The organism is Candidatus Avedoeria danica, from assembly GCA_016703025.1.
GTDB classification, from domain to species: domain Bacteria; phylum Chloroflexota; class Anaerolineae; order Epilineales; family Epilineaceae; genus Avedoeria; species Avedoeria danica.
On the sequence record JADJCV010000003.1, the window covers coordinates 376,764 to 401,923 of the forward strand.

Genomic DNA, 25,160 nt, shown 5'->3' on the forward strand with positions numbered 1-25,160 from the left:
CATCGCCCAAATCGCGCAGCGCCCGGTTCCGCATCGGCGACCCCCGTCGATGCTGCCGGCACTTCGATCGTGCGGCCGCGACACGTCGCGGCAGCACCCTCACCGCATGAGCAGCGTGTGAGACCGTGATGAAGGTGGACTGAGCCGGCGGGATTATGCCCCTCCGACGTCGGGGTGCAAGTGGCACTCTCAGAACAGCGCCACCGGCGCCGCGCCGAGCAGTGCCAGCCGTGCCTTGGCCGCGCGCCGGTCGGGGCACACGACGCCGACGAGCCACCCGCGTCCGACCGCCACCCGGCCGGCCATGTCGCCGGCGTGCGTGGCCGGCACGCCGCGGGCGTGCAGCGTCTCGGCGATGGCCGCCGCGAGGCCGTCGGCGGGATCGGCGGCCAGGCGTGCGGCGCGCAGCGCGATCTCGGCGGCCAGATCGCCGTGCCGGCGCGCGGGATCGCCGGCCGATGGAGACTCGCCCGCCTGGGTCGAGAACCCGTCGATGTCGGCATCGGCAAAGCCGGCGGCGGCCAGCGCGCGGCGTGCCGCGGACGCGGGGAGGGGGGCGTCGAAGAGCGCGGTCAATTGGCGCATCGGGGCCTCGTCGCGTGCGGCGGGATCGGTGATCGGCGGTCGGACGTGGTATTGTGGCGGGCGAGGCCGCGGTGCGCAATTGCGCGGCGGCGCTGGGCGGCGGGCTGCGCCTGACACCTGAAGGAGCGGGCGATGACCTCCGTTGGCCGGATCGTGCTGAAGTCGGGCCGGGACAAGCCGGTCCGCAACGGCCACCCTTGGATCTTCTCGGGCGCCGTCGGCACCCTGAGCGGCGATCCGCAGGGCGGCGATGTCGTCGACGTGTGCGACGCCGAAGGCGCGTGGCTGGCCCGCGGGCACTACAGCCCGTCGTCGCAGATCGTCGTACGCCTGATGACGTGGGATGAGGACGAAGACCTCGACGGCGATGCCTGGCGCTGGCGCTTGACGCGCGCCGTCGCGCTGCGGGCGCGCCTTGGCCTGCTGGCCGACCCCGACGGCGCCTGCCGCCTGGTCCACGCCGAGTCCGACGGCCTGCCCGGCCTTGTCGTCGACCGCTACGGCCCGTGGCTCGTCCTCCAGGCGCTGTCCGTCGGCGCCGACGCGGCGCGCGCGCGCATCGCGCCGCTGATCGCCGAGGCCGTGGCGGTTCACGTGCCCGTGCGCGGCGTGTACGAGCGCAGCACGGACGACGTGCGTGACAAGGAGGGACTGGCGCCCACCGCCGGCCCGCTGTGGGGCGAGCCGCCGCCGCCGTCCGTGACGGTGCGCGAGCGGGGCGTCGCGGACCCGATCGCCTTCGACGTCGACATCGTCGCCGGCCACAAGACGGGCGCCTACCTCGACCAAGCCACGAACCGCCGCACGGTGGCCGGCTGGTGCGGCGGCGCCGACGTTCTGAACGCGTTCAGCTACACGGGCGGCTTCGCGCTGCACGCCCTGGCGGCCGGCGCGCGCCACGTCGTCAACGTCGACAGCTCCGGGCCGGCACTGGCGCAGGCTGCTGCTGCGGCGGCGCGGGCCGGCTGGGTCGTGGCCGACGGACGGGAGGATGCCGAGGACGCGGACGCCGGCGCCGCCGCCGCGACGGGCACGGGGCGGATGACGAACGTCGAGACGAACGTCTTCGGCTACCTGCGCGCCTGCCGCGCGGCCGGCCGGTCGTTCGACGTCGTCATCCTCGACCCCCCCAAGTTCGTCCACCACGCCGGGCAGGTCGACAAGGCGGCACGGGCCTACAAGGACCTCATGTACGTCGCGCTGCAGATCCTGCGGCCGGAAGGGATCCTGGCGACGTTCTCGTGCAGCGGGCTCCTGACGACCGACCTGTTCGGCAAGATCGCGTTCGGCGCCGCCACGGATGCCGGGCGCGACGTCCAGATCCTCGAGCGCCTCGGCCAGCCGGCGGACCATCCGGTGCGGCTGGCGTTCCCGGAGGGGGCGTACTTGAAGGGGTTGGTTTGCCGGGTGATGCCGGGGCGAGGGGACGAGGCGGTCACGACATCGACCGCTTAAGGCCCATCGCGCCCCCGTGATATAATCTCCGAACGCCTGTTCACACGGCATCGCGATCCCGCACGCTGAACCGGAGACGCCGTGGCCGCCCGCAAGCCTGCCGCACGCAGCACCCCGCCGCGCACCGCCGCCCCCCGCGGCGGTCGCGTGTCCGCACGCGCTGCCGCGCCGGTGCTCCCGCGCCTTTCGCCGGCGCGCCGGCGCGAGGTCGTCGGGTCGCTGCTCGTCATCGTCGGCGTCGTCACGCTGGTCATGCTGATCAGCCCGGTCGACGCCGTCGGCGCCGTCGGGGCGGGGTGGCTCCGGGCGCTGCACTGGGCGTTCGGCTGGGGGTATGTCGCCTTCCCGTGGCTCGTCGGCGCGCTGGGCGCCTGGCTCGTGTTGGACGCCGTCGACGGGACGGCCGACGTGCGCTGGAGCCGACCGATCGCCGGCGCCGTCACGTACGTCCTGGCGCTCGCCGCCGTCCACCTCCTCGTGACCGTCACGTCCCCCCGCGCCGACCTGTCGAGCGACCTCGCCGTGCTGAAGCAGGTGGCTGTCGAGGGCCGCGGCGGCGGCTGGGTGGGCTGGGCGTTCGGCTACGGTCTGGCGCGCAACCTCGGCGCCGTCGCCGGCCTGGCGGCGCTCGTCGTCGCGCTCGTCTTCAGCGTCAGCGTGGCGCTCGGCCACACCGTTCGCCGGACGCTCGACGCAATCGGCGGCTGGCTGCTCGCCGGGGCGCGCTTCATCGCCCCGGTCTTCCTGCCGCTGTCCGCGCTGTTGCCGTCCGGCCTTCGCCGGCGGTGGCGGGCGCGGATGCGAGCGCTCGACCCCGCGTTGGACGAGGACGGCCTCTGGGATCCGGACGCGGATGGGTTCGATCCGCTGGGCGGTGGGGCAGCGATGCCCGCGGCAGGGGCGGTGCCGGCGATGCGGACGGACGGCGAGGCCGGCATCGACCCCGACGCCGTCGTCGAGGCCGTGCGCGCGCCGATTCCCGGCGAGACGGCCGTCGACCGCGCCGGCCCGGCGCCCGACGTCGCGCCCGGCCCCGGCATGGCGCGGGCGGCCACCAAGCCGGAGTGGATCCTGCCCCGGATCCCGGACATCTTCGACGAGGTCGTCGACGGCGGCGCGGCGATGCCGGACGATGCCGAGGCGCAGGCGCACACGATCGAGCAGACGTTGGCCGACTTCGGGATTCCCGTCAAGGTCGTGCAGATCAACCGCGGGCCGCGGATCACGCAGTTCGGCTTGGAGCCGGGCGTGATCGAGCGCAAGGGCGAACGGATCCGGGTGAAGGTGAGCCGGATCGTCGCGCTGCAGAACGATCTGGCCCTCGCGCTCGCGGCCGCGCCGATCCGGGTGCAGGCGCCCGTGCCGGGGCGACCGTACGTCGGGATCGAGGTGCCGAACAAGGCCGAGGACGTCGTGAGCCTTCGCTCGATCATCGAGAGCGACGCGTTCAAGAAGGTGGCCGAGAAGGGCGCGCTGCCGATCGGTCTGGGCCGCGACATCAGCGGCAAGCCGGTGGCGGCCGACCTGGCCAAGATGCCGCACCTCCTGATCGCCGGCGCCACCGGCGCGGGCAAGAGCGTGGCGATCAACACGCTGATCTGCTCCTTGCTCATGACGCACACGCCCGAGACGCTCAAGCTCGTCCTCGTGGACCCGAAGCGCGTCGAGCTCGTCGGCTACCGCGGCCTGCCGCACCTCGCGGCGCCGGTCGTCGTCGAGGTCGAGCGCGTGGTGGGCGTGCTGCAGTGGGCGGTGCGGGAGATGGAGCGGCGCTACAAGGCGTTCGCCGAGGCGGGCGCGCGGAACATCGAGACATGGAACGTGATGGAAGCCGCGGCCGGGCGGCCGACGCTGCCGTACCTCGTCATCGTCATCGACGAGCTGGCCGACCTGATGATGGTCGCCCCCGAGGAGGCCGAGCGCCTGATCACGCGCCTGGCGCAGCTCGCCCGCGCCACCGGCATGCACCTCGTCCTCGCCACGCAGCGCCCGAGCGTCGACGTCGTGACCGGGTTGATCAAGGCGAACTTCCCGGCCCGCATCGCCTTCGCCGTCTCGAGCAGCATCGACTCCCGCGTGATCCTCGACAGCGTCGGTGCGGACAAGCTTCTGGGGCGGGGCGACATGCTCTACATGGCCGCCGACTCCAGCAAGCTCCAGCGGATCCAGGGGTGCTACCTGAGCGACGCCGAGATCGAGCGCCTCGGCCACCACTGGAAGTACGCCGCCCGCCCGCCCGCCGCGAGCGGCGAGCCTCAGCCCGACATGAGCCTGACGCTCGGTATCCCCGACCCGCTCATCCAGCCCGAGCTCTGGGACGAGATGCTGAAGGGCGGCGCGGGGGGCACGGGCGGGGCCGGGGATGGCGGCGATCCGCGCGACGAGTTATGGGCCGAGGCGGTCGCCCTCATCGGCCAGCACCGCACGGCCAGCACGAGCTTCCTCCAGCGCAAGCTGCGCATCGGCTACTCGCGCGCGGCGCGGCTGTTGGATGATCTCGAGGCGGCGGGGCACGTCGGGCCGTCGCAGGGGAGCTCGGGGCGGGAGGTGCATATCGTCGAGGAGGCGGAAGACGGCCGCCCGACCGCCGCCGACGCCGATCCACGCGAGGACGACGACGGTGGTTGGCGGCTCGGATGACGCGCGCCCGATGGTGGGGGGTCGAATGCATTGCGGCGAGCCTCGTGACCGTTGCGCTGCTGGCCGCCGCGGTCACGGTCTCCTCGGTCGCAGCGGAAACGGCGCCGCCGATCGACTCCACGGACCTCGTGTTTGTCACCGAGGATATCGCCGTCGATCAACCCGGCTGTGACGCCATCTCGGTATTGAATGTCGTCGACGGATCGACCGTCCATCGGGGCGATACGCTGGTCTCGCCGGGACGCTTGGCCGTCCACTCTGATCTGACCACGAGCCTTGCCACGTTGGCCAACAGTTGGGGGACGCCGATTCGCGACAGCGGCATCGCCAACTGCGCGCCCGCGCTCGTTGCCCTCGACCTGAGCTCGCCGCAGCGGGCCGACCCGCGCTCGCGCCGGCTCACGGGTGAGATCAACTATGCCACCCATGGGGGCATTGCGTTCTTGTCGGACGGCACGTTCGTGGTCGCCGAAGCGGACTATCTGGCCATGGATTGTCGCAATGCATTCCTCGTTCCGCAGGCGCCGCACTTCATTACTCGCGGGCGACTGGTGGACAACGACCCCGCCCATCCCTCCGGCGTGGCGCTGCTCGATCGGACGCCCCTGGATGCGCTCGCCATCGAGTTCTTCCACAGCAGCGCCACCGATCGTCTGGTGGCGGCGCTGGCGAACGGAACGGTCGTGACGCTGGATCCGGCCACGACGCGGCAGGTCGATGCACCCATCGCCGGGGCCTCAACGGCGCTGCAAGACTTCTCGGCGACCCAAGCTCGCCGCCTTTCCGGAGCGCTGCATGCCACGATGGATCCAGATGGAAGCCGTGTCGTCATGAACGGCATGCGGGATCGAAGCGTCTTGCTGTTCGATCTCGAACGACGCACATCCAAGCGCTTGCCGATCGGCGACGGTGTACCGTTCGTCGGCGGTGTCGCGTGGAACGCGGGCTGGGTGAATCGGGACCTGCTGGCCGTGCACTTTATCCACTCGATCGGAATCTACCGGATCGACGACGATGGAACCCTGACCGAACTCTCGCGCGCAGCGATTCCGCCGCCGTACGAATCCGAGGCGCGCCGGACCGAGCTGCTCGGCGGCGGCGAGACGAGCCCCATGTTCGCGGTTGCTTGGAGCGCGAGCGGTCAGTACGTGATCGCGGCATCCAACTCGGTGGCTGCGGAGTTCGTGGTGATCGAGGTGTCGGACGATGGCCGAAGCCAAGCGATTCGGCGATTTCTGACGGCGTGCCCAGACCTGGGCAACTTCCCGAACGACATCTGGACTGCCAACGGCCTGGTGACGCCTTCGCCGACGCCGACCGTCACTTCAACCTCCACCGTGACCGCTCCCCCGTCCGACACTCCCGTGCCGACGCTGGAACGAACAGCGACGCCCAGCGCTACGCCAACGGCGCAGCGGCGCCGACTCTTCCTCCCCCTCGCTCACCGCGAACGTTGCCTCCCCGACGAGCAACGCCTCGACGTCGCCCTCGTCCTCGACGCCAGCACGTCCATGCTCGAACGCACGGTGGCCGGCCGTACGAAGCTCGACGCCGCAACCGAGGCCGCCCGCATGCTACTCGACCTGCTGCGACTGGATAAGGGCGATCAGGCTGCGCTCATCGCGTTCAACGCCGACGTCCTGACATTGCAGACGCTCACGAGCGTGCGATCGGATCTCGACGGGGTGCTGACGCGCATCGCCTTGGCGCAGCAGACGCGGATCGACCTCGGCATCCTAGCGGCCGCCAACGAGTTAGGCAGCGTTCGCCATCGCCCGACACACACACCCGTCATGGTCGTTCTCACGGACGGCCGTGCGAATCCTGTGCCGGTCGACGTCGCCGTGGCGAACGCGGCGGCGGCGAAGGCGGCGGGGATCACGATCTACACGGTCGGCGTCGGCGCAGACCTCGATGTCGACGCGCTGCGCGCGATGGCGTCATCGCCGGAGCACGTGCACCTGGCGCCGGACGCGGAGCAGCTGGCGGACGTGTACCGGACGATCGCGGTGGCTCTGCCTTGCGCGGGGCGGTACTGGCCGGCTGTTGGCAGTTAGGAGGCTTGGCGTGCAGAAGTGCGATCGGCCGCAGTTGGACCCGCAGATCACCGTGATTTCGATCACGAATCACGGGGAATCGACGGCAAACCACATTGATCCACCGCCCATGCTCGCTAGGGTGTGTTTGCAGAGGGATCCGGTTCCCGGGACGCCACCAGGGGCTTTGGCGGCAGGCGTCGCCGCGCCGCAGGGATTGCAGACACGCCCCAGCACTTGCCCCACCCGTCCCGACGCTATCATCACCCCGTGGCCGTCCGACTGACCAAGCACGCCGAAGACAAGCTCGATCTCCTGGCGCGCCACGGGGTCAGCGTCACCTTGGCCGACGTGGTTACGGTGGTCACCGATCCGGACCTCCGCGAGACCGACGGCTATCCATGGATCGCGCAGCGGCGGTTTGGGGAGCAACATGTACTCCGGGTGGTCTATCGTCAAGAGGGCAGCGACGTCGTTGTGATCACCGTCTATCCGGGCAGGAGGTCGCGCTATGAACATTCGCTATGACCGTGAGGAGGACATCCTCCTGATCGAACTTGATCCGTCGATGACGATCGACCATGCCGAGCATTCCGGCCCGTTGATCCTGCACCTCAGCCCTGACGATCGTCCGGTGCTGCTCGAGATTCTCGGCGCCACGGACTTTCTGAGTTCGGCGCTCCGCGCGTCGATGCAGGGAGGGAGTGCAGTCTCCGCGGCATCGTAGGACTCACCCCCCCTCCCGCCTCCCCCGGCACACCACCTGCCCCGCGATCGCCTGGTAGATCGCGTTCAGATCATCCCCCGACGTCGACTCGTAGAAGTCGCTCGGCTGGCTCGCGATCCGGCGGAGCAGGTCGCGGAAGATCTCGTCGTTGCGGCCGACCCCGACCGTGAAGACGTAGGCGCCGTCACGCTTGATCCCGTCCGATGCGCGGATCGCCTCCTCGGGCGTCGTGCGGTTCGGCAGGCCGTCGGACAGGAGGACGACGACGGGCTGGTTCTCGATCTTGCGCCGCGTCGGGTGGAGGAGCTCGAGGTTGGCGACCTCGAGGCCGGCGTTGATCCGCGTCCCCTCGACCATGGTGATCCGATCGATCGCCGCGTTCAGCTGCGCCCGGTCGTTCGTCAGCGGCTGCTCCAGCTTGGCCGTGTCGTTGAACCAGACGACCGCCGCCTGGTCGTGCCGGCCGATGAGATCATCGCCCAGCTGGAGCTGGTCGAGGAACACCTTGGCCGCCCGCTTGGCCGCCGCCAGCTTCTGGACGCCGGCGTCCGTGCGGTCCCGCATGGACGTGCTGGCGTCGATCACCAGGATGACGTCCGCGTAGAGCTTGAAGCACCGGTCGTTGTAGAGGATCGTCATGTAGATCTTGTATCCGGCCGGCGTCGGCGTCAGCGTCGGCGGCAGGACGACGGTCGGCGGGGTCGGCGTGACGGACGGCACGGTTGTCGTCGTCGTGCGGGTGGTTGTCGACGTCGACGGCGGCGTCGGGGTCACGCTCGGCGTCACGCGGACGTCCCGCGTGGCGGTCGATGTCGACGTCGGTGTGGGCGACGGCGTCGGTACGGTCGGCGTCGGTGTCTCGGTCGGCGGGGGCGGGTAGAGCGTCGGCGTGCCGGTCGGCGGCGCGGTTGCGGTTGGCGTCGCGCTGGCCGTGGGTGTGGACGACGGCGTCGGGCTCGGCGTGCCGGGGGCGACGACGACGACGTACGGAATCGGGAACGGGCCGGACTGCGGCTTCGAGAGGCCGTCCGTGCCGGTGTGCGTGGCCACGACGTTGGTCGGCCACGTCCCGACCTCCTGCGGCTGGAGCCAGTAGGACATCGTGATGCCGCTGAACGGCACGTCCGTGAACGTCCAGGTCAGCGTCCGGGCCACGGGATCCCATGCGGCGGGCGGTACGGCGCCCCGCACCTCGACGTACGTCATGTTGTCCGGCACGACGTCGATGATCGTCGTCTCCTTGAGCAGCACGGACGCCGTGATCTGCTCGGCCAGCTCGCGGTAGACCTTCAGCAGCTCGGTGCCGTCCTTCGCGAAGCGGTAGAGGCCGGGGTCGGTGGCGCACAGCCGGAGCAGATCGGGATCGGCGTCATCGCCGAAGCCGATCGCGAACATCGTGATGTCGTCGAACCTCACGCGGTCCGCGGCCTCAACGGTGCGCATGCGCGAGTTGTTGAACGGGACGCCGTCCGTCATGAGGACGATGATCGACTTCACACCGGGCTGGCCCCAGCGCGGCGAGACCTTCAGCGCCGTCCGGCCGTAGTCGATGCCCGCCGCGATGTTCGTGCCGCCCTCGGCCTGCAGGCCCATCACCTTGCCCAGGATCAGCGCCTTGTCCTGCGTCATCGGCGTCTCGATCTGCGCCGTCGACTCGAACGACACCAGGGACACCTGATCGCGCGTCAGGTTCAGGTTGTTCACGAAGGCCGCGACGGCCTCCCGCATCTGCTGGATCTTCTCGCCCTGCATGGAGTCCGAGTGGTCGACGACGAGAGCGATGTCGATCCGCTCGCCGGCCGTCGGGCAGCCGCCGCCGAGCGTCAGCGTCACGTGCGTCTGCTCGCCCAGCTGCAGGAACGTCGGCGCCGCACCCTTGTTCACGACGATCTGGCAGCGCAGCCCCTCGTCCGGCGCCAGCCCCGCATTCGGGTCGATTTCGGCCCCCGGCGCGTACACCCGCACCTTGTTCGCGGCCCGGTCGGCGACGTATACCTTGCCGTTGCCATCGACGGTCAGGTCCGTCACCGGATAGGGATCGAGCGTCGGCTCGAGGTCGATCGCATCGAGCACGCCCAGGATGTCGCCGTTGGCGTCCACGCGGTGGATCCAGCGCCGGCGGGAAAGGACGAAGATCGAGCCGTCCGGCCCGACGGCCATCCGCTCGGCGGCCACGGGCAGCGGAATCGTGCTGTCCGGCATCGTCGGCGGGTTCAGGACGCCGTTCTTGTAGACCTCGACCTGGCGGAGCGTCCGGTTCAGCGCGTAGCGCTTGCCGAGGATGAACTGCAGATCCCAGTAGACGTGCTCCAGGAAGCGGTACTGATAGTCCAGCTTGGCCTCGCTGCCCTGCTCCATGTACCACTGTTCGCGCATGAGCTCGACGTCCCACGGCACGACGATCCGCCGCTGGTCTGCGTTCCAGGCGATGTTCGACAGGTAGGCCAGCCGCTCGCCGGCCAGCGCGTGCGGGATGCCGTCGATCTGCCGCGTCCAGCGCAGCCCATCGGCCGTGAACTTGAAGACGTACTTGTCCCGCAGCCCGTACGCGTTGCCGATGTCGTCCACGGCGATCTCGCGCGCCGCGTTCGCCCAGAACTGCGCCTCGACCGTGCCGTCGGGCGCCACGGCCTTCACGCCGTTTTCGTCCAGCACGTAGATCCGCCCGTTCGGCCCGAGCGTGACCCGCGACGGCCGTGCGAACCCGCGCCACGTCGCCACCAGGTCGTAGCCGATCGGCTGCTGCAGCGCGGAGGCTGCGCCCGCCGCCTCGCGCCCGTCGCGTCCGGTACCCGACGCCCGTGCGGTCGCACCCGCCGCAAACAGCACGACGGCCAACGTGATCACGGGCGCGACGATGCCGCGACGCGAAATGAGCGAGGTCAGCCGGATGGGGGTTCGGGCTGCCATGAAGCGTCCTTTCATGGTGCGGGTCACGGTGCCGACGCCGCACGGGGTGCCGATTGCATTAACGCCCCACAGTATTAACTCCCGAGGTGCCGGTGCCGATACGCACGATCTGCACATGCGGCGCACCCAGACGCGTCGCGCGCCTGTCGCCGACGTGTCGCGATCGCCCTTCGCACGGCCCGCCCGAAAGGGTAACCTCCCGCCGATGAACCACCTCCGCGACCTCGCCACGATCGTTCTCGTCAACCTCGCCGCCCTCGGCTTGATCGTCCACCGCCTGCGTGACCCGCGCGCCACCGCCGTCCGCATCGAGCCGGCGCCCACCGTGACGCCTGCGCCGTCGCCGACGGCCATCGTCGTCACCGTTCATGTGGCGGGCGCCGTGCGCCGTCCGGCCGTCGTGCGGCTGAGGGAGGGCGCACGCATCGCGGACGCCGTCGCGGCTGCGGGCGGGTTGGCGGACGGCGCGTCGCCGGCGCTGAACCTGGCCGCCGCGCTGACCGACGGGGCGCAGGTGTACGTCCTGCGCACGGGCGAGGCGGCGCCGGCGGCGGGGGCATCGGCATCGACGGACGGCGAAATGTCGGGGGCCGCGTCGCCGCCGTCCGGTCCGATCGACATCAACCGCGCGACCGCGGACGAACTCGACGCGCTCCCCGGCGTCGGGCCGGCGCTGGCGGCGCGGATCGTGGCATGGCGGACGGCGAACGGGCCGTTCACGGCGGTGGAGGATCTGTTGGGCGTGGCGGGGATTGGGGAGAGGACGTTGGAGCGGTTGCGGGAGGGGGTGGTGGTGCGGTGAGTGGGGCGCCTAAGGCCCTCTCCCCCCAACCCCCTCCCCCAATGCTGGGGGAGGGGGAGGATGCTTGGCGGAGGAGGGCGTTGGGCGGTGCGAACTGACCTTCGGCGGATGCTATGATCCCCCCATGCTTCCCGGCTCCACCCCCGACCCCGCCCTCGTCGCTCGTCTGGCCCGCCTCGGCGTGCAGCTCGGCGCCGCCGGGATCGTCGCGCCGGTGCGGCCGGCTGACGTCGCGGTCGATGGCAACGGCCACCCGGTATCGTCGTCGACGACGACGGTGGCGCGGATCGGATCACCGGCGGTTCTGCCGATCGAGGAGGCCGTGCCCGGCCTGGAGCACGCGACCGAGCACGGCGCGTGCTGGGTCAGCACGCTGCGCCGCGCCGCGGACGATGCGCACGGCGGCGAGCTGCTCGGCGCGGTGCACGGTGTCGACGCCGCCGCACTGGCCGAGCTGGCCGGCGACGCGCGGCTGGCCGACCTCGATCTGGCGAACGCCGCGTTCCTGGACACCGAGACGACGGGGCTCATGGGCGGCACGGGCACGTACGCCTTCCTGATCGGCGTCGGCCGGTTTCACGAGGGCGTGTTCCAGCTGCGCCAGTTCTTCATGCGCCATCCGGCCGAAGAGCGCGCCCAGCTCGAGGCCGTCGCCGAGTGGCTGGACGGCACGTCGGGTCTCGTCACGTTCAACGGCCGCACGTTCGACGTGCCGCTGTTGCGCACCCGCTTCCGCCTCCACCGCCGCGCCGCGCCCGACGGCCTCGATGCCCGACCGCACCTCGACCTCCTGCCGATCGCCCGCCGACTGTGGCGCCGTCGCCTGGCGAGCTGCTCGCTCCAGTCGCTCGAGCGCCACATCCTGGACCTGGAACGGGCGGACGACGTGCCGGGCTGGCTGATCCCGGAGCGCTACTTCCGCTACCAGCACGACGGCGACGCCCGCCCGCTCGTCGGGATCTTTCACCACAACGCCCTCGACATCCTGACGATGGTCAGCCTGGCGACGCGCGTGTCGCGGAGCTGGACCCATCCCGACCACGCCGTCGCCCACGGCGTGGACTGGCTCAGCCTGGCCCGCGCGTGCGAGGCGGCCGGCGCCGGTCCGCGGGCGCAGGCGGCCTACGAGGCGGCGCTCGTGCGGACGCTGCCGCCGGACCTGCGGGACGAAGCATCCATGCGTCTGGCGGACATGCACAAGCGCGCCGGCGATTGGCCTGCGGCGCTGGCGCTGTGGTCGGAGCTGGAATCGACGTCGATGCGGCTCTTCCCGTACGAGGAACAGGCGAAGTATTGGGAGCACCGCGCATCGCCGCCGGACCTGGACCGGGCGCTGGCGTTGACCGAAGCGGCGGCGGAGCGATTGGCCGCCGGCGCCCTTCGACCGCGGCGCGGGCGGGGGCGCGCGGCGGCGGACTTGGCGCGACGGGGGGAGCGGTTGAGGCGAAGGGTGGGGCGGTAGCCCGTCCGAGTCATGCACCTGGGACGGCGTGCGTTCGTGACGATGTGGGATGTCGGGGTCATGATGCGACACGCGACCGAATGACCCGGGTGTTGCAGAGGCGATTCGCCATTTCGCTGCGCCTGGCCTACCGTGCTCCTCGGTCCCAGTCCCCCCTCGGACCCGTCCCGGCGCCTTTCGCGCACCCCCAAGGAGCCGCTCGTGCCGCCCCCCCGCACCACGTCGCTCCCGGCGTCGTCGTCCCGTCTGATCCCCGTCCGCCCTGCCCTCGCCGTCCTCGCGGCGCTCGCCTTCGCCCTCGCCGCCGGCGCCCCGTCAGGCGCGCGCAGCGTCACAGCTGCGCCCAGCGACGTGCCCGTCCCATTCGCCGCCGACAACGTCGAGCAGTGGGCCGTCGGCTCAGGGCTCGCCTACTGGGCCCACAACTGCGTTGCCGACGAGTTCAACCCGTTCGCCGCGCTGATGCGCAAGCCCGTCATCGGCGGACAGCAGCTCACGATCCAGGACATCAACGACGGGGCGCGCTGCAGTACTTTCCTGGGACTTCTGTCGGCCGATGACGGGCTGTACTACTACGATGCCAGCCAGCAGCACATCGCACGCATGCCCCTCGGCGAACCATTCACGCCGGTCCCGGTCCGGTCGCTCGCCGCCGGCCAGGAGCCGAACGCGGGACGGTCGCTCGTCGCCGCCGGCGGCTTCCTGTACTGGGCCCACGCGGGCAACAAGATCTTCCGCGCGCCGATGGACGGCACCGGCGTCATCGAGACCGTCGCCGACACGACCGCGCTGCCGACGGACCTGATGGTCGTCGGCAACTACGTCTACTGGACGGAGGCCACGGGCGTCTGGACGATCAACGTCACGTGCGGCGCGCTGCCGTGCAACGGCGACCGCCAGCGGTTCGCGCCGTTCGGCGCGAACACGCAGGGCCACGGCCTGCTCTACCAATCGCTCGGCGGCGTGCGGGGCAACTACCGTGTCTACTGGGTGGAGCGCGTGGCCAGCGGCGCGAACAACACGTTCACGATCCGCTTCCGCAGCTGCAACCAGCTCACGATCTGCACGCTGGACGACCCGCTGACGTTCTACGGGGCCACCGTGAACTGGTCCATCGGCCAGCTCGTCGCGGCCGCCGGCAACGTCTACTGGACCGAGCTCGACAACACGACCGTGACCAACCCGAACGGCGACGTGAAGCGCCGCGCCTACAACGCCGCCGCAGGCACGGGTGCCGACACGATCGCGACGGCGCAGGCGAAGGTCGACGGCAAGGTCTTCATCGTCGGCGACCGGCTGTTCTTCGCCCGCCGCGGCGTCGGCCTCTACACCCTCCCGCTGAACGCGGCGCCGATCGTCCGCGATCTGAAGGCGGACGGCCTCGAGGTGACGCAGGGCATCCAGGACCTCGGCAACGGCGTGCCGCTCGTCGCCAAGAAGGCGACGTACGTCCGCGCGTACGGTATGCAGCTGTCGGGTCCGAGCACTTCCAACGTCGAAGCGCGGCTCGTCGGCAGCAAGGGCGGCGCGCCGCTGCCCGGATCGCCCCTCCAGCCGATGAACGGCGTCCGGGCGCTGGCCACGGGCGGCAGCTACGATCGCGCCCGATCGAACGACGGCTGGATCTTCCTGCTGCCGGCCAACTGGATCACCCAGGGTTCGGTCAACCTGACGTTCGAGGTGGATGGGCGCCGGATCCACTCCGACCCCGACCGCGCGAACAACGAGGCGTCCGCGACCGTCGTGTTCCGCGACGTGCCGCCGGTGTGCGTGATGACGGTGCCGGTTCGAACGAACACCGCGCTGCCCAAGACGACCGACCCCAACTTCGGGACGATGGTCGACCACTTCCACCGCCGCTGGCCGATCCCCGACGTCTGGGTGTACCGCGACACGAGCGCGGTCGAGGAGCTCGAGGTGTGCTGGTACGGGCCGGTGCCGTACCCGTGCCACGGACCGTACGAGCTCGACGACGGCTGGGGCCTCACGAACGGCATCCCCGACCGCGACAAGGTGATCGTCTCGCTCTGGGCCCGGGCGCTGCTGTCGTTCAACCCGGACGCCTGCGACAACATCGGCGCGCCCGTCCACTTCATGGGCATGGTCCATCCGGATGCGGAGAACGGTGGCTCGTCCGGCTACGCCAGCACGGTGAGCAACCAGTCCTGGGTCCAGCTGCCGGCGCACGCCCCGCTCGGCCCCAACTGGGATGCGCTGCGCGAGGGCAGCACGATGGCCCAGGAGCTGGCCCACAACCACGGCCGCAAGCACATCAACTGCGGCAACCCGGACGATGTGGACAACAACTACAAGTACCCGCCGTGCCAGATCGGCAACGTCGGCCCGGCCAGCCACTACGGCTTCGACACGCGCACGCGGACCCCGATCCGTCCGGATCAGACGGCCGACTTCATGACGTACGCCGACCGCAGCTGGGTGAGCGATTACACCTGGCGCGCGCTGATCGGCGAGCTCGGGCCGGTGTTCGAGGCCGCGCTGTCGCGCCTGTCGCGCCCGTCGCCCCTATCGCCTCTGTCGCCCCTGTCGCCCCTGTCGCCCCTGTCGCGACTGTCGCGACTGTCACCCCTGTCGCCTTCGTCACCCCTGGCGCCTTTGGCGGATCCGGCGACGACGGCGCAGGCCCCCGGCGCCCAGAACGTGTTCGTCACCGGCGTCGTCGACACGGCGAACATCCGCGGCAAGATCACGACGATGCTCATGCTGCCGACCGACTCGATGCCGCTGGCCACACGCCTGAACATCGGCCGGCAGGCGACCGGCGTCGGCCCGATCGGATCGATCGGCATGAACGGCGCACTCGGCACGAACGGCGCCGGCAGCGCGTCCCAGGCGCCGGCGTTTCGGCTGCGCTTCCTGGACGCCGCCGGCACGGTGCTCGTCGATCGGCTGCTGGCGCTGAACCCGCTGGACGACCACTCCCCCGACGGCGCCTCGGCCCTGTTCGCGGATCAGTTCGCCAGGCCATCCGCCCTGGTGGCCGCCGTCCAGCTCTGGTCCGGCACGACGCTGCTGGACACCATCGCGCCCAGCGCCGCTGCGCCGATCGTGTCGCTGACGAAGCCGTCCGCCGGCGTGGTCATCACGGGCAATCTGACGATCGAATGGACAGCCCTCGACCCGGACGCGAACGATCGCCTGCGCTTCACGGTGCAGTACAGCCCCGACGGCGGCGCCCGCTGGCAGACGCTGGCCGTCGACGTGCCGCCGCTGCGGTCGGCGACCGGCGTCGGCAGCGACGTCGAGGGCCGTCTCGAGCTGGCCGATCTTGGCACGTTGCCCGGCAGCAGCGGCCCGAACGCGGGCATGGTCCGTGTCCTGGCCAGCGACGGCTACAACACCGGATTCGCGACATCGCCGGGATTCACGGTGTCCAACCGCCCGCCAGGGGTCGTCATCAGCGCGCCGGAAGCCGGACAGGTGCTGGCGGCGGGCGTGGACGTGGTGCTGATCGGCAGCGGCCTGGACGCCGAGGACGGCGGCCTGTCCGATGCTGCGCTGAGCTGGCGCGTGGACGGGCGATCGGTCGGCGACGGCCGCGCCATCGCCGTGGCCGGGCTGGCGCCGGGCGCCCGCGTGGCCACGCTCTCCGGCGACGACGCGAGCGGTCACACCGGCACCGCCGACGCCGCGTTCACCATCGCGCCGCTGGTCGTGCCGCTCGGATCGCCCGTCGGCGCGCGACCGGCGCTGGACGGCATGTGCGACGACACGGTGTACGCCGGCGGTGCCAGCCTCCAGCTGGCGCCCTATGCCGACGGCAGCCGCGGCGCCGTCCGCGTGCTGCGCTCCGACGATCACCTCTGGGCGTGCTTCCACGGCCTCGTGCGCGGCGCCGGCGATGTCGGCTCCCAGGTGGAAGTGCTTCTTGACGCGAACCACAGCCGGGATGCGCAGGCGCAGGCCACGGACTTCCTGTTCGCCGTGGCCGAGGACGGCAGCGTGCTCAGCCGGGTGGGCGACGGGTCGGGCGGCTTCGCGTCGCCCGGTCCGAGCGGCGTCGCGGCGCAGCTGGGCGAGTCGCCGACGGGTTGGACGGTGGAAGTCCGTCTCGACAAGGCGCGCTTCGGCGGTTGGGACCACCTGGCAGGGCTCGCGTTCGGCCACGCCGTCGCCGCGCCCGTCGGCAGCCCCGGCGGTCAGCACCGCTGGCCCCAGACCGCCGAGCGCAGCCAGCCGTCCACTTGGGCGACGACGAGCCTCGGCGACCTGCCCGCGATCCACTGGCTGACCCCGACGGCGGCGACCGCCGGCGGTGCGCCGTTCGCGCTCGGCGTCGCAGGCACGGGCTTCATCAGCGGCACCTTGGTCCTCTGGAACGGCGCCCCGTTGGCGACGACGTTCGGCGGCACCGGCCATCTGACGGCGACGGTGACGGCCGCCCAGCTCATGACTGCCGGCATCGTACAGGTGACGGCGCGTGTGCCGGCGCCGGGAACGACGGTGTCCAACGCGGTGCCGTTCCTGGTCAACTCGCTGCTGCCCGTCGTCACCCGCCTCGCCCCGACGAGCGTCGCGGCCGGCTCCGGGACGTTCACGCTCGCGGTCCACGGCACGGACTTCGCGTCGGACGCCCAAGTACTCTGGGACGGCGTGCCGCTGGCCACGCTGCGGCTGAGCGGCACCGAGCTGAGCGTGCCCGTGCAGGCGTCGCTGATCGTCGACGGGCGGACGGTGGGGATCGCGGTGCGGAACCAGTCGCCGGTGGCGCGGGTGTCGAACGCGGTGCCGCTCGAAGTCGTGCCGCCGACGGCGGGGGCGCCGACGGCAACGGGGGTGGCTTCGGCGACGGCGGCAGCGTCGGTGACGCCGATGGCGACGGAGACGGCAACGGCGGTGGCGACGGGGACGGCAACGTCGGCGGCGACGGGGACCGCGGAGGCCACGGCAACGGCTTTGGATACGCCAATTGCGTCGACGACGCCGGCTCCGACGGGGACGGCTCGGGCGACGGGGACGGCGGGTGGGGGCGGCGGGAAGGCGTATCTGCCGTGGTCGAATCGGATGCGCTGATCGTCGGATTGGGGCGGCGGCGTGCTCCCAGATCGAAGCATCACTGCGGCCGCCAAGCCGGATCTGATCTCGCCCACGTGTGAGCAACCGGGCAACTCCGCAGCCAGCCTCGAAGGCAGCTTGCGGCTGAGGTTCTCGTCGAAGAGAAGCTTCACGCCGCCGCGAACGCCGCGGCGGCGCCAGACGTGTTGACGGGCTCATGCCGACCGGCCTATCATGCGCATCATCCTCCCCAGCCGATCTTATCTGGGATCCCGGCACGGTATTGGGCGGATCTGCCTACCAACGAGGAGTGCAGCAATCGGGCCGCCGCGCAGGTACTAGTAACATGCTCCGCGCTGTCGATAGGTGGGGTGGCCACGGCGTTGTGGGTAGTTAGGGCGCAAATGAAGGTTCGCGCAGCACGTGTAGCAGACGCCGACGCAGTCGATCAGATTCGCGTTGCTGCGTGGCGCGCGGCATACCGCAAGTTCATGCCTTCCGAGTTCCTCGCTTCCCTGGATCCCGGGCAGAACCTGGAAGGCCTCAGAGCCGCGATAAGTGCGACTGAGCCACCTTTCCAGACGCAAGTCGCCGAAGATCGAGGCACTGTTGTCGCATACGTCATGTTCGGCGCGCCGCGCTACAAAGCTCGGCCCGGAACTCTTGAGTTGTGGGCGCTGAACATCAAACCCGACTGCTGGCGCCAAGGCATTGGCCGCGTTCTGGTCCAAGAGGTCTTGGCCGCGGCACGCAGCGCTGCGCTCACACGCGTCGAACTGTGGTGTATCTCGGGCAACGTCCCCGCGGTTTCCCTATACGAGTCAGCGGGCTTCGTTCTCACAGGTGAAAGCCGCACCACCTCCGGCCTTACCGGTTATCCCTTGCACGAGGTCGCCTATGAAATTACGCCCTAACCCCGCGTTCCAGCGGACCGCCGTCGGCGGCCGCTGATCGCGAACGTTAGTCTGCAGAAATACGCGAAAGGTGATATGAGATGGCAACCGTACCAGCGAAGATCGCACCCCGGCTCATCGCCGGCATCAAGAAGCTCCAGCCCATTCTTACGTCCGCCAAGTCAAGAGACGTGAATGAGTCCGATACCGTCATGATCGTGACAGATCTATTTGCAGGAAGTTCTGAAGCGTGACACGGTCGACGGAGACGAAGCTGAAGCTGCGCGAAAGCTTGTTGCTAAGTCGTTGAGCAAGCCAATGCGAGCAACCCGCACCGATACGACCCTCGCGAATGAATAGGGGGTTGCCTTCCGATTCAGGTGCAGGCTAGCACCCGTTGCGCCCTGACGCCGCCGCTGGGGTTGTTCGCAACGCTCGATACCTGTCCTACGCCAAACCACGTATGGTCTGAGCCGAAACCACCTATGGTTGCGCCGGATTCCACCAGTGGTCTGCTCGCAGATCACCATTGGTCTGGGACCGAACCACCGTTGGTTGGGCGGAGCATCATCGTACGTGAACCGCATGGGTGGCCCGCATGCTGGCCCGCATGGTGGGTCGTATGGTGGCCCGTATGACCGTTCCCGCTTGGCTGCCGCGCAATGCTGCGGTGGATCGCATGGGGCTCGACTGCCGGCGATGCCCACCGCTCCCCATCGAATGGGAACGCAAAGAGGGGCGCCCACCGGGCGCCCCTCCTTTATCGAGTGATGATCAATGGGCGGGAAGTCGAACCCCCCCGCGCTCCCGCCGGCATCCTACCCCTTGTACCCCACCGGCAAGTACACCGTATTCTTCGCCGGCACCGGCACCACATCCGTCGGCTGCGGCACCGCCGTCGGCACCGCCGTCGGCTCCACCGGCACCGCGGTCGGCGGTTCCACCACCGTGCCCAGCGGCGTGGCGACGCCGATGAAGTTGAACGTGTGGCCCGGGAAGACCTCGGTCACCGCTTCGTTGCCGCAGCGCTTCTGGAGCACCTCGGCCAGGACGTCGCGGTACTCCGTCGTGCCGGCCAGGTCGCCGCGGTCGAGCTTGTCCTCGGCCAACGTCGGCCAGTCGGCGTGCACCTTGCCGCCGTTGATCCCGCGGCCCATGAGGTACATGACGTTGCCGTGGCCGTGGTCCGTGCCGTAGCCGCCGTTCTCGAAGGCGCGGCGGCCGAACTCGCTCATCAGGACGATCGTCACGCCCTGCTTGTCCTTCTCGCGGGCATCGAAGTTGTCCTGCAGGTCCGTCATGAAGGCCGTCACGCCCTGCGCCAGCTGCAGCATGTTGTTCGCCATGCCGCCCTGCGCCGTCGCGCCCGGCGTCACCTGGTTGGCATGCGTGTCCCAGCCGCCGACGTCGATGCACGCGACCTCGAGGCCGACGTCCGCTTTCACCAGCTGCGCGATCTGCATCATGCCCTGGTGGAAGCCGTTCTGACCGTAGCGGGCGCCGTTCGAGGGCATGTAAGCCCCGCTGCCGATCTTGCTGGAAAGCATGTCCAGCGCCGCGAACGTCGACTGACCCTGCTCGTCCAGCCAGCCCTCGCCGCTGTAGAGCTGCGCCAGCTGCTGCTGGAAGCGCGCCACCTCGCGCGTGTCGCCTTGGAGGTGGAAGTCGGCGATGCTCTGCAGCGTCACCGCCGGCACCGGGCCGCGCAGCGCCGCCTGCAGCATCGTGCCCATGCCCACCGCGCGGAACGGCGAGTTGTTCTGGCTGCGCATGCTCGTCAGGTGGCGGCCGAGCCAGCCGGTGTTCAGCTTCTTCTCACCCGGCGTGCCGCGCTCCATGAAGTCCTGCGCGTCGAAGTGGCTGCGCGTCGCGTCGTCCATGCCGACGGCGTGGACAATGCCGAGCAGGCCGTTGTCGTAGTGCTCTTTCCAGCGGCCCTGGCTGGACAGCGCCAGCGCCGGGTGCATCCCGAAGTTGCCGTCCAAGTCCACTGCGCGCAGGTTGCCGGGCGTGTTGGAATCGTCCGGCGCCGGGATGTGGACCGTCGGCCGCATCTCGCGGTACCGACCGAAGTCCTGCAGCGGCACGACCATGTTCAGGCCGTCGTAGCCGCCGCGGGCGAAGATGACCACCAGGACGTCGCCCTTGGCGGGCGTCTGGGTGTTGCGGAAGACCAGCCGCGGCATCCACTCCGGCCACGCGGCGGTGCCGGCGGCCAGGAGGGATCCACGCTGGAGGAACGTGCGTCGCGAAAAGCTCATCGTGACCTCCCTAGCGCCACTGGAAGTACGGGCTGTCGAAGATCATGGCCACCGCATACGGCAGCCGATTGGCCACGCCGGCGAACGGCGTGCTGTCCGTCCCACCGTTCGTCAGGTAACCGACGACCTGCTGTCGATCCTCCGGCAGGAGCGCGCGGTGCAGCAGCCGCTCCGTCCAGTAGTCGACGGCCTCGCCGGCCGTGGCGAACGATTGCTGCACGCCCTCGGCCGTCATCGGCGTCCAGTTGTCCACCATCCGTGCGCCCATGCCGCTGCCCGCGCCGACGCCGCACATCGCCAGGCCGACGTTCCAGCGCATGAGCATGACGCCGGATGCCGCCCAGGCCGTCTTCACGTCGGGGTAGCCGTCCGGCGTCGACCAGTAGAACGGCAGGTGGCCCATGCGCCCGAGGGCGTAGTTGATCCGGTTGAAGACCGGCGCGTTCTGTCCGAGCGTGAACTTGTCCATCGGCATGCCCGAGACGCGCAGCATCCGGACGATGAGGTCCGTCGGGCGCGACAGCCGGCCGCCGAAGTTGTTGAACGAGCTGCCGAACTCACGCGACGTGAACAGCGCGCTCAGCGTGTCGCGGATGTCGCCGTCCGAGCGCTCGAACGCGCTGGCCACACGCTCGACGAGCTGCGGCGCGTCCGTCAGCGGATCGTCGCACACGAACCGCCGCGCCAGCTTGAGGGCGATGTAGCGCGGCGTCGCGTCGTGGGCGCACAGCAGATCGATGACGATGCGCCCGTCATCGTCCCCGAGCGACGCCGCGATCTGCTCGCCGAAGACCGTCTTCGTGCTGTTGTCGTGCGTGTCCGGGTTGAACATGAAGTTGCCGCGCGTCGGGGCGTTCGCTCGGTTGTCGATCGTCCAGCCCGTGAAGCACTTGGCGACCTGCTTGATGTCCTCTTCAGAGTACGGGTAGCCGTTGACCGCGGCGCCCGTCGTGTGGAGCTCCATGATCTCGCGGGCGTAGTTCTCGTTCGGCTGGCGCTTCGTGCTCACCGCATTGTCGAGGTAGTCCAGCATCGCCGGGCTTTGGGCGTCGGCCGTCAGGAGATCCTTGAACTTGCCGAGCGCATGCTTCCGAATGACGGTGCGATCCTCGACGGACTTGAAGTACCGGACGTTGTTCGTCTCCATGCTGACGTTGAAGTGATCGCTCCAGAACTCGGCCATCACCTCGTGCAGCATCCGCGGGCTGTAGACCATCCGGAAGATCGTCGCCTGCATGAGCTCGCGCACGCCCTGCCCGCGCTCGTCGAGATCGAGGAACTGCTTGTTCGACCAGTTGAGCGTCGGCAGGCGGTTGAGCAGCAGCTCCTCGACCTCCGAGTTGTCGATGTTCTCGTAGTCAAGCTGCTCCTCGAGCCACTTCATGCCGCCGATCTGGCGCGCGTGCTCGAGCTGCCCCGGTCGCGGGCCGAAGGCGGCGCGCGTCAGGAGCAGCGTCTCGAGATCGGGCGCCGGCATTTCAGCGCTCGTCTTGGCCGTCCAACGACGGGCCGGCCGGGCGGCCGCGGCGGCCTCGGGCGCCAACGCGGCACCGGTGGCCGCGGCGGCTGCCGCGGCGCCGCCGACGCGGAGGAACTGACGCCGGTCAAGTTTCATGGCGTTCTCCTTCCCTACGGGATCGCTGACGCTCGATATCGAGCCAGATGAAGATCACGATCGCGGCTGCTGCGCCGCGGTACCACCTGTTGTGGAGAGCCCAACGCGCCGTACGGCCGGCGAGTTAGAACACGGGACGATGTTGACATCGTTGCGCCATTCGTGCACGTCACAGTGTGCCGCAAGCCTGTTCCCTCGGCGGGCCGGCGCGATGGTCGGGTTCGTGTTCGTTCGGCGGGACTACCGGAGGTAGCTCAGCAAGCGCTCCTGCCGGTGCGGCTGGCGCAGCTTGAGCAGCGCCTCCTGTTCGATCTGCCGGATCCGCTCGCGCGTGAGGTTGAACTTGCGCCCGACCTCCTTGAGCGTGAGCGGCTGGCCGTTGTCCAGTCCGTAGCGCAGCCGCACGATCCGTGCCTCGCGTGCCGTCAGGCAGAGCAGGACGTCGTCGAGGTCGACCTGCATGAGGGCGAACGCCGCGGTTTCGAGCGGGTCCGGCGCGTGCACGTCTTCGATGAAGAAGCCGAGCTCGGAGTCCAGGTCGTCACCCACCGGCTTCTCGAGGGACAGGGACCGTCGGGCGGCCTTGAGCATCTGCCGGACCTTGAGCTCCGGCAGATCCATCCGGCTCGCCAGCTCGGCCGGCGTCGGCCGCCGCCCGAGGTCCTGCTCCATCGCCTGTGCGATCGCAAAGAGCTTGCGGATCCGGTCGCTCATGTGCACCGGCACGCGGATCGTCCGCCCCTGGTTCGCGAGCGCGCGCGTGATCGACTGCCGGATCCACCAAGTGGCGTACGTGCTGAACTTGTAGCCGCGGCGGTGGTCGAACTTGTCGGCCGCCTTCATCAGCCCGACGTTGCCCTCCTGGATGAGATCGAGGAACGGCACGCCCTGGCCGCGGTACTTCTTGGCCATGCTGATCACGAGCCGGCTGTTCGCCTTCACGAGGTGGTCCCAGGCCGCGCTGCCTTCCTGCCGCGCGCGCTGGAGCGCCCGTCGTCGGCCCGCGCACAGATCCGGGCAACCGAGCTCCTCGCCGGCCCCCCGGCCGCGCTCGATGCGCTTCGCCAGGGCGACTTCTTCTTCCCGCGTGAGGAGCGGCACGGCGCCGACCTCGCGGAAGTACAGGCTGACGCTGTCGTCGTCCTCGATCCCGTCCATGCTGGCCGGTCGCGCGCTGACCAGATGGTCCAGCGTCAACTCGCCCTCGAGGTCCTCGGCCACCTCGGCGATCATCTCGTCCGACGGCAGAACCTCGTCGGCGACGATCTCGATGTCGGCGGCATCGAGGCAGGCACGGCACCATGACGCGATGCCGGGATCATCCTCTGCCTCGGGCAGCTGTTCGGACAGCTCGGACGCGGTGACGTAGCCTCGGCTGGCGCCGAGGCGGACGAGACCCTCCAGCGCGTCTCGCACGCTGGCATCGACATCCCCATCGAGAACCAATGCATCCGCTCCCTTCAGGGAGCCCGCCCGCCCTTCCGGGCAGATGGCAGGTCGCGGCGATGCGCGAGTATAACCCGGCGGCCGGTCGGCCGTCAAGCACATTTTAAGGTTCATGACCGTTTTCGGGCGGATCCATGGCGCAATGCTGGCGATCCGATGACCGGCCTGGGTCGAAACGATGACGATTCGCGCCCGCGGCGCCGCCGAGAAGGATTCGCGCCCGCGGCGCCGCCGATCGGGTTACAATCCGGCCCATGATTGCCCGCCTGAGCGGCCGGATCGCTGCAGTGGAGTCCGACGCGCTCGTCGTCGACGTCGGCGGCGTCGGCTACCGCGTCTACGTGCCGCTGCCCGTCCTCGCCGCGGCCGGCCAGGAGGGCGACGCCGTGACGCTGCACACCCATCTGCACGTCCGCGAGGCCGAGCTGACGCTCTACGGCGCGCTCGATGCGGCGACGCTGGCCGCGTTCCAGCTGGTCCAGACCGTCAGCGGCATCGGACCGCGCGTCGCGCTGGCCATGCTCTCGACGTTCGACGCAACGACGCTCCAGTCGGCGATCGCCGCCGAGGACGTCGATGCGCTCGTCGGCGTGCCGGGCGTCGGGCGCAAGATCGCGCAGCGGATCGTCCTCGAGCTGAAGGGCAAGGTGGCCGGCCTGCCGTTCGCGCCCGCCGTCGGCGGTGGTTGGGGCGACGGGGGCTTCGGCGCAGGCGGTGCGCAGGCGGACGCGATCGCCGCGCTGACCGCGCTCGGCTACACGCCGGCCGAGGCGCGCCGGGCCATCGCGTCCGTCGGGCTCGGCGCGGAGGCCACCGTCGAGGACCACGTGCGCGCCGCGTTGCAGGCGCTGGCGCGCGGCTGATCCGCGCACGGCCGGGCCGAGTCGCGTATAATCCGGGGCATACCGAATCGGCACGCGTACCGAATCGGCACGAGCACGAGAAGGATCCGGCCATGGCCTATATCATCACCGAACTCTGCACGCGCGAGGGCGACTGCGTCGAAGTCTGCCCCGTCGACTGCATCGTCCCGTCGCCCAAGGGCAACGTCGAGTACCCGCTGTTCTACATCGACCCCGATGTCTGCATCGACTGCGGCGCCTGCGTGCCGGTCTGCCCGCCCGAGGCGATCTTCCCCGAGCCCGACGTGCCGGCCGACCAGGAGCACATGACCCAGATCAACGCGGACTACTTCCTGACGGGTCCGGGGTACTGGGAGTTCGATCTCGAAGAGCAGCGCGGGATGCCGGCGTAGGGGGATCAACGGGGCCGCGGCGGGCGCCGGCTTCAGCCGTTGATTGGTCTTCCCCTCCAA

Annotated in this window: 16 protein-coding genes; 11 read left to right on the forward strand and 5 right to left on the reverse strand. The window is 70.1% G+C overall.

The window, feature by feature from the left end; translation table 11 throughout:
* Positions 1 to 189 precede the first annotated feature (189 nt).
* The gene (locus IPG72_03325; GenBank protein MBK6768060.1) at positions 190 to 585 is read right to left on the reverse strand and encodes a hypothetical protein; all 396 of its coding nucleotides are present in this window, start codon (positions 583 to 585) and stop codon (positions 190 to 192) included.
* Between the two features lie 132 nt (positions 586 to 717).
* Here IPG72_03325 and IPG72_03330 point away from each other — a divergent pair, with 132 nt between their 5' ends.
* The 5 genes from IPG72_03330 to IPG72_03350 all read left to right on the forward strand — a co-directional run bounded on the left by IPG72_03330 (position 718) and on the right by IPG72_03350 (position 7,443).
* On the forward strand, positions 718 to 2,040 hold the full coding sequence (locus IPG72_03330; GenBank protein MBK6768061.1) for a class I SAM-dependent methyltransferase: 1,323 nt from the start codon (positions 718 to 720) through the stop codon (positions 2,038 to 2,040).
* A gap of 81 nt (positions 2,041 to 2,121) precedes the next feature.
* Positions 2,122 to 4,680: a DUF87 domain-containing protein gene (locus tag IPG72_03335; protein ID MBK6768062.1), complete on the forward strand. Its 2,559-nt coding sequence runs from the start codon at positions 2,122 to 2,124 to the stop codon at positions 4,678 to 4,680.
* Entirely contained in the window at positions 4,677 to 6,737 is a 2,061-nt protein-coding gene (locus tag IPG72_03340) for a VWA domain-containing protein (GenBank protein MBK6768063.1), read from the forward strand. Before IPG72_03335 ends, IPG72_03340 begins: the two co-directional genes overlap by 4 nt.
* Before the next feature lie 249 nt (positions 6,738 to 6,986).
* Positions 6,987 to 7,244 carry a DUF4258 domain-containing protein gene (locus tag IPG72_03345; GenBank protein ID MBK6768064.1) on the forward strand — a complete coding sequence of 86 codons (258 nt, stop codon included), beginning with the start codon at positions 6,987 to 6,989 and terminating at the stop codon, positions 7,242 to 7,244.
* Complete coding sequence (locus IPG72_03350; protein MBK6768065.1) at positions 7,228 to 7,443, forward strand: DUF2283 domain-containing protein; 216 nt, start codon at positions 7,228 to 7,230, stop codon at positions 7,441 to 7,443. Before IPG72_03345 ends, IPG72_03350 begins: the two co-directional genes overlap by 17 nt.
* A gap of 3 nt (positions 7,444 to 7,446) precedes the next feature.
* Here IPG72_03350 and IPG72_03355 read toward each other — a convergent pair whose 3' ends face one another.
* Positions 7,447 to 10,353, reverse strand: coding sequence for a VWA domain-containing protein (locus tag IPG72_03355; protein ID MBK6768066.1), 2,907 nt, complete (start codon positions 10,351 to 10,353; stop codon positions 7,447 to 7,449).
* Positions 10,354 to 10,558: 205 nt separating this feature from the next.
* On the opposite strand from IPG72_03355, the gene IPG72_03360 reads away from it, so the two are divergent.
* The 4 genes from IPG72_03360 (at position 10,559) to IPG72_03375 (ending at position 18,544) form a co-directional block, all read left to right on the forward strand.
* A complete protein-coding gene (locus IPG72_03360; protein MBK6768067.1) occupies positions 10,559 to 11,155 on the forward strand; it encodes a helix-hairpin-helix domain-containing protein in 597 nt (198 codons plus the stop codon).
* Positions 11,156 to 11,279: 124 nt separating this feature from the next.
* Positions 11,280 to 12,617, forward strand: coding sequence for a ribonuclease H-like domain-containing protein (locus tag IPG72_03365; GenBank protein ID MBK6768068.1), 1,338 nt, complete (start codon positions 11,280 to 11,282; stop codon positions 12,615 to 12,617).
* 201 nt (positions 12,618 to 12,818) lie between these two features.
* Positions 12,819 to 17,648: a hypothetical protein gene (locus IPG72_03370; GenBank protein MBK6768069.1), complete on the forward strand. Its 4,830-nt coding sequence runs from the start codon at positions 12,819 to 12,821 to the stop codon at positions 17,646 to 17,648.
* Positions 17,649 to 18,034: 386 nt separating this feature from the next.
* Entirely contained in the window at positions 18,035 to 18,544 is a 510-nt protein-coding gene (locus IPG72_03375; protein ID MBK6768070.1) for a GNAT family N-acetyltransferase, read from the forward strand.
* Between the two features lie 797 nt (positions 18,545 to 19,341).
* Here the strand turns inward: IPG72_03375 and IPG72_03380 are convergent.
* The 3 genes from IPG72_03380 to IPG72_03390 form a co-directional block, all read right to left on the reverse strand.
* Positions 19,342 to 20,784 carry a DUF1501 domain-containing protein gene (locus IPG72_03380; protein ID MBK6768071.1) on the reverse strand — a complete coding sequence of 481 codons (1,443 nt, stop codon included), beginning with the start codon at positions 20,782 to 20,784 and terminating at the stop codon, positions 19,342 to 19,344.
* Positions 20,785 to 20,794: 10 nt separating this feature from the next.
* A complete protein-coding gene (locus IPG72_03385) occupies positions 20,795 to 22,399 on the reverse strand; it encodes a DUF1800 domain-containing protein (protein MBK6768072.1) in 1,605 nt (534 codons plus the stop codon).
* A 240-nt stretch (positions 22,400 to 22,639) separates the two neighbouring features.
* Positions 22,640 to 23,947, reverse strand: a complete 1,308-nt coding sequence (locus IPG72_03390; protein ID MBK6768073.1) for a sigma-70 family RNA polymerase sigma factor — start codon at positions 23,945 to 23,947, stop codon at positions 22,640 to 22,642.
* A 152-nt stretch (positions 23,948 to 24,099) separates the two neighbouring features.
* On the opposite strand from IPG72_03390, the gene ruvA reads away from it, so the two are divergent.
* Together ruvA and IPG72_03400 are read left to right on the forward strand one after the other, a co-directional pair.
* The gene (ruvA, locus tag IPG72_03395; GenBank protein ID MBK6768074.1) at positions 24,100 to 24,708 is read left to right on the forward strand and encodes a Holliday junction branch migration protein RuvA; all 609 of its coding nucleotides are present in this window, start codon (positions 24,100 to 24,102) and stop codon (positions 24,706 to 24,708) included.
* Between the two features lie 92 nt (positions 24,709 to 24,800).
* On the forward strand, positions 24,801 to 25,100 hold the full coding sequence (locus tag IPG72_03400) for a ferredoxin family protein (protein MBK6768075.1): 300 nt from the start codon (positions 24,801 to 24,803) through the stop codon (positions 25,098 to 25,100).
* The last annotated feature ends 60 nt before the right edge of the window (positions 25,101 to 25,160 follow it).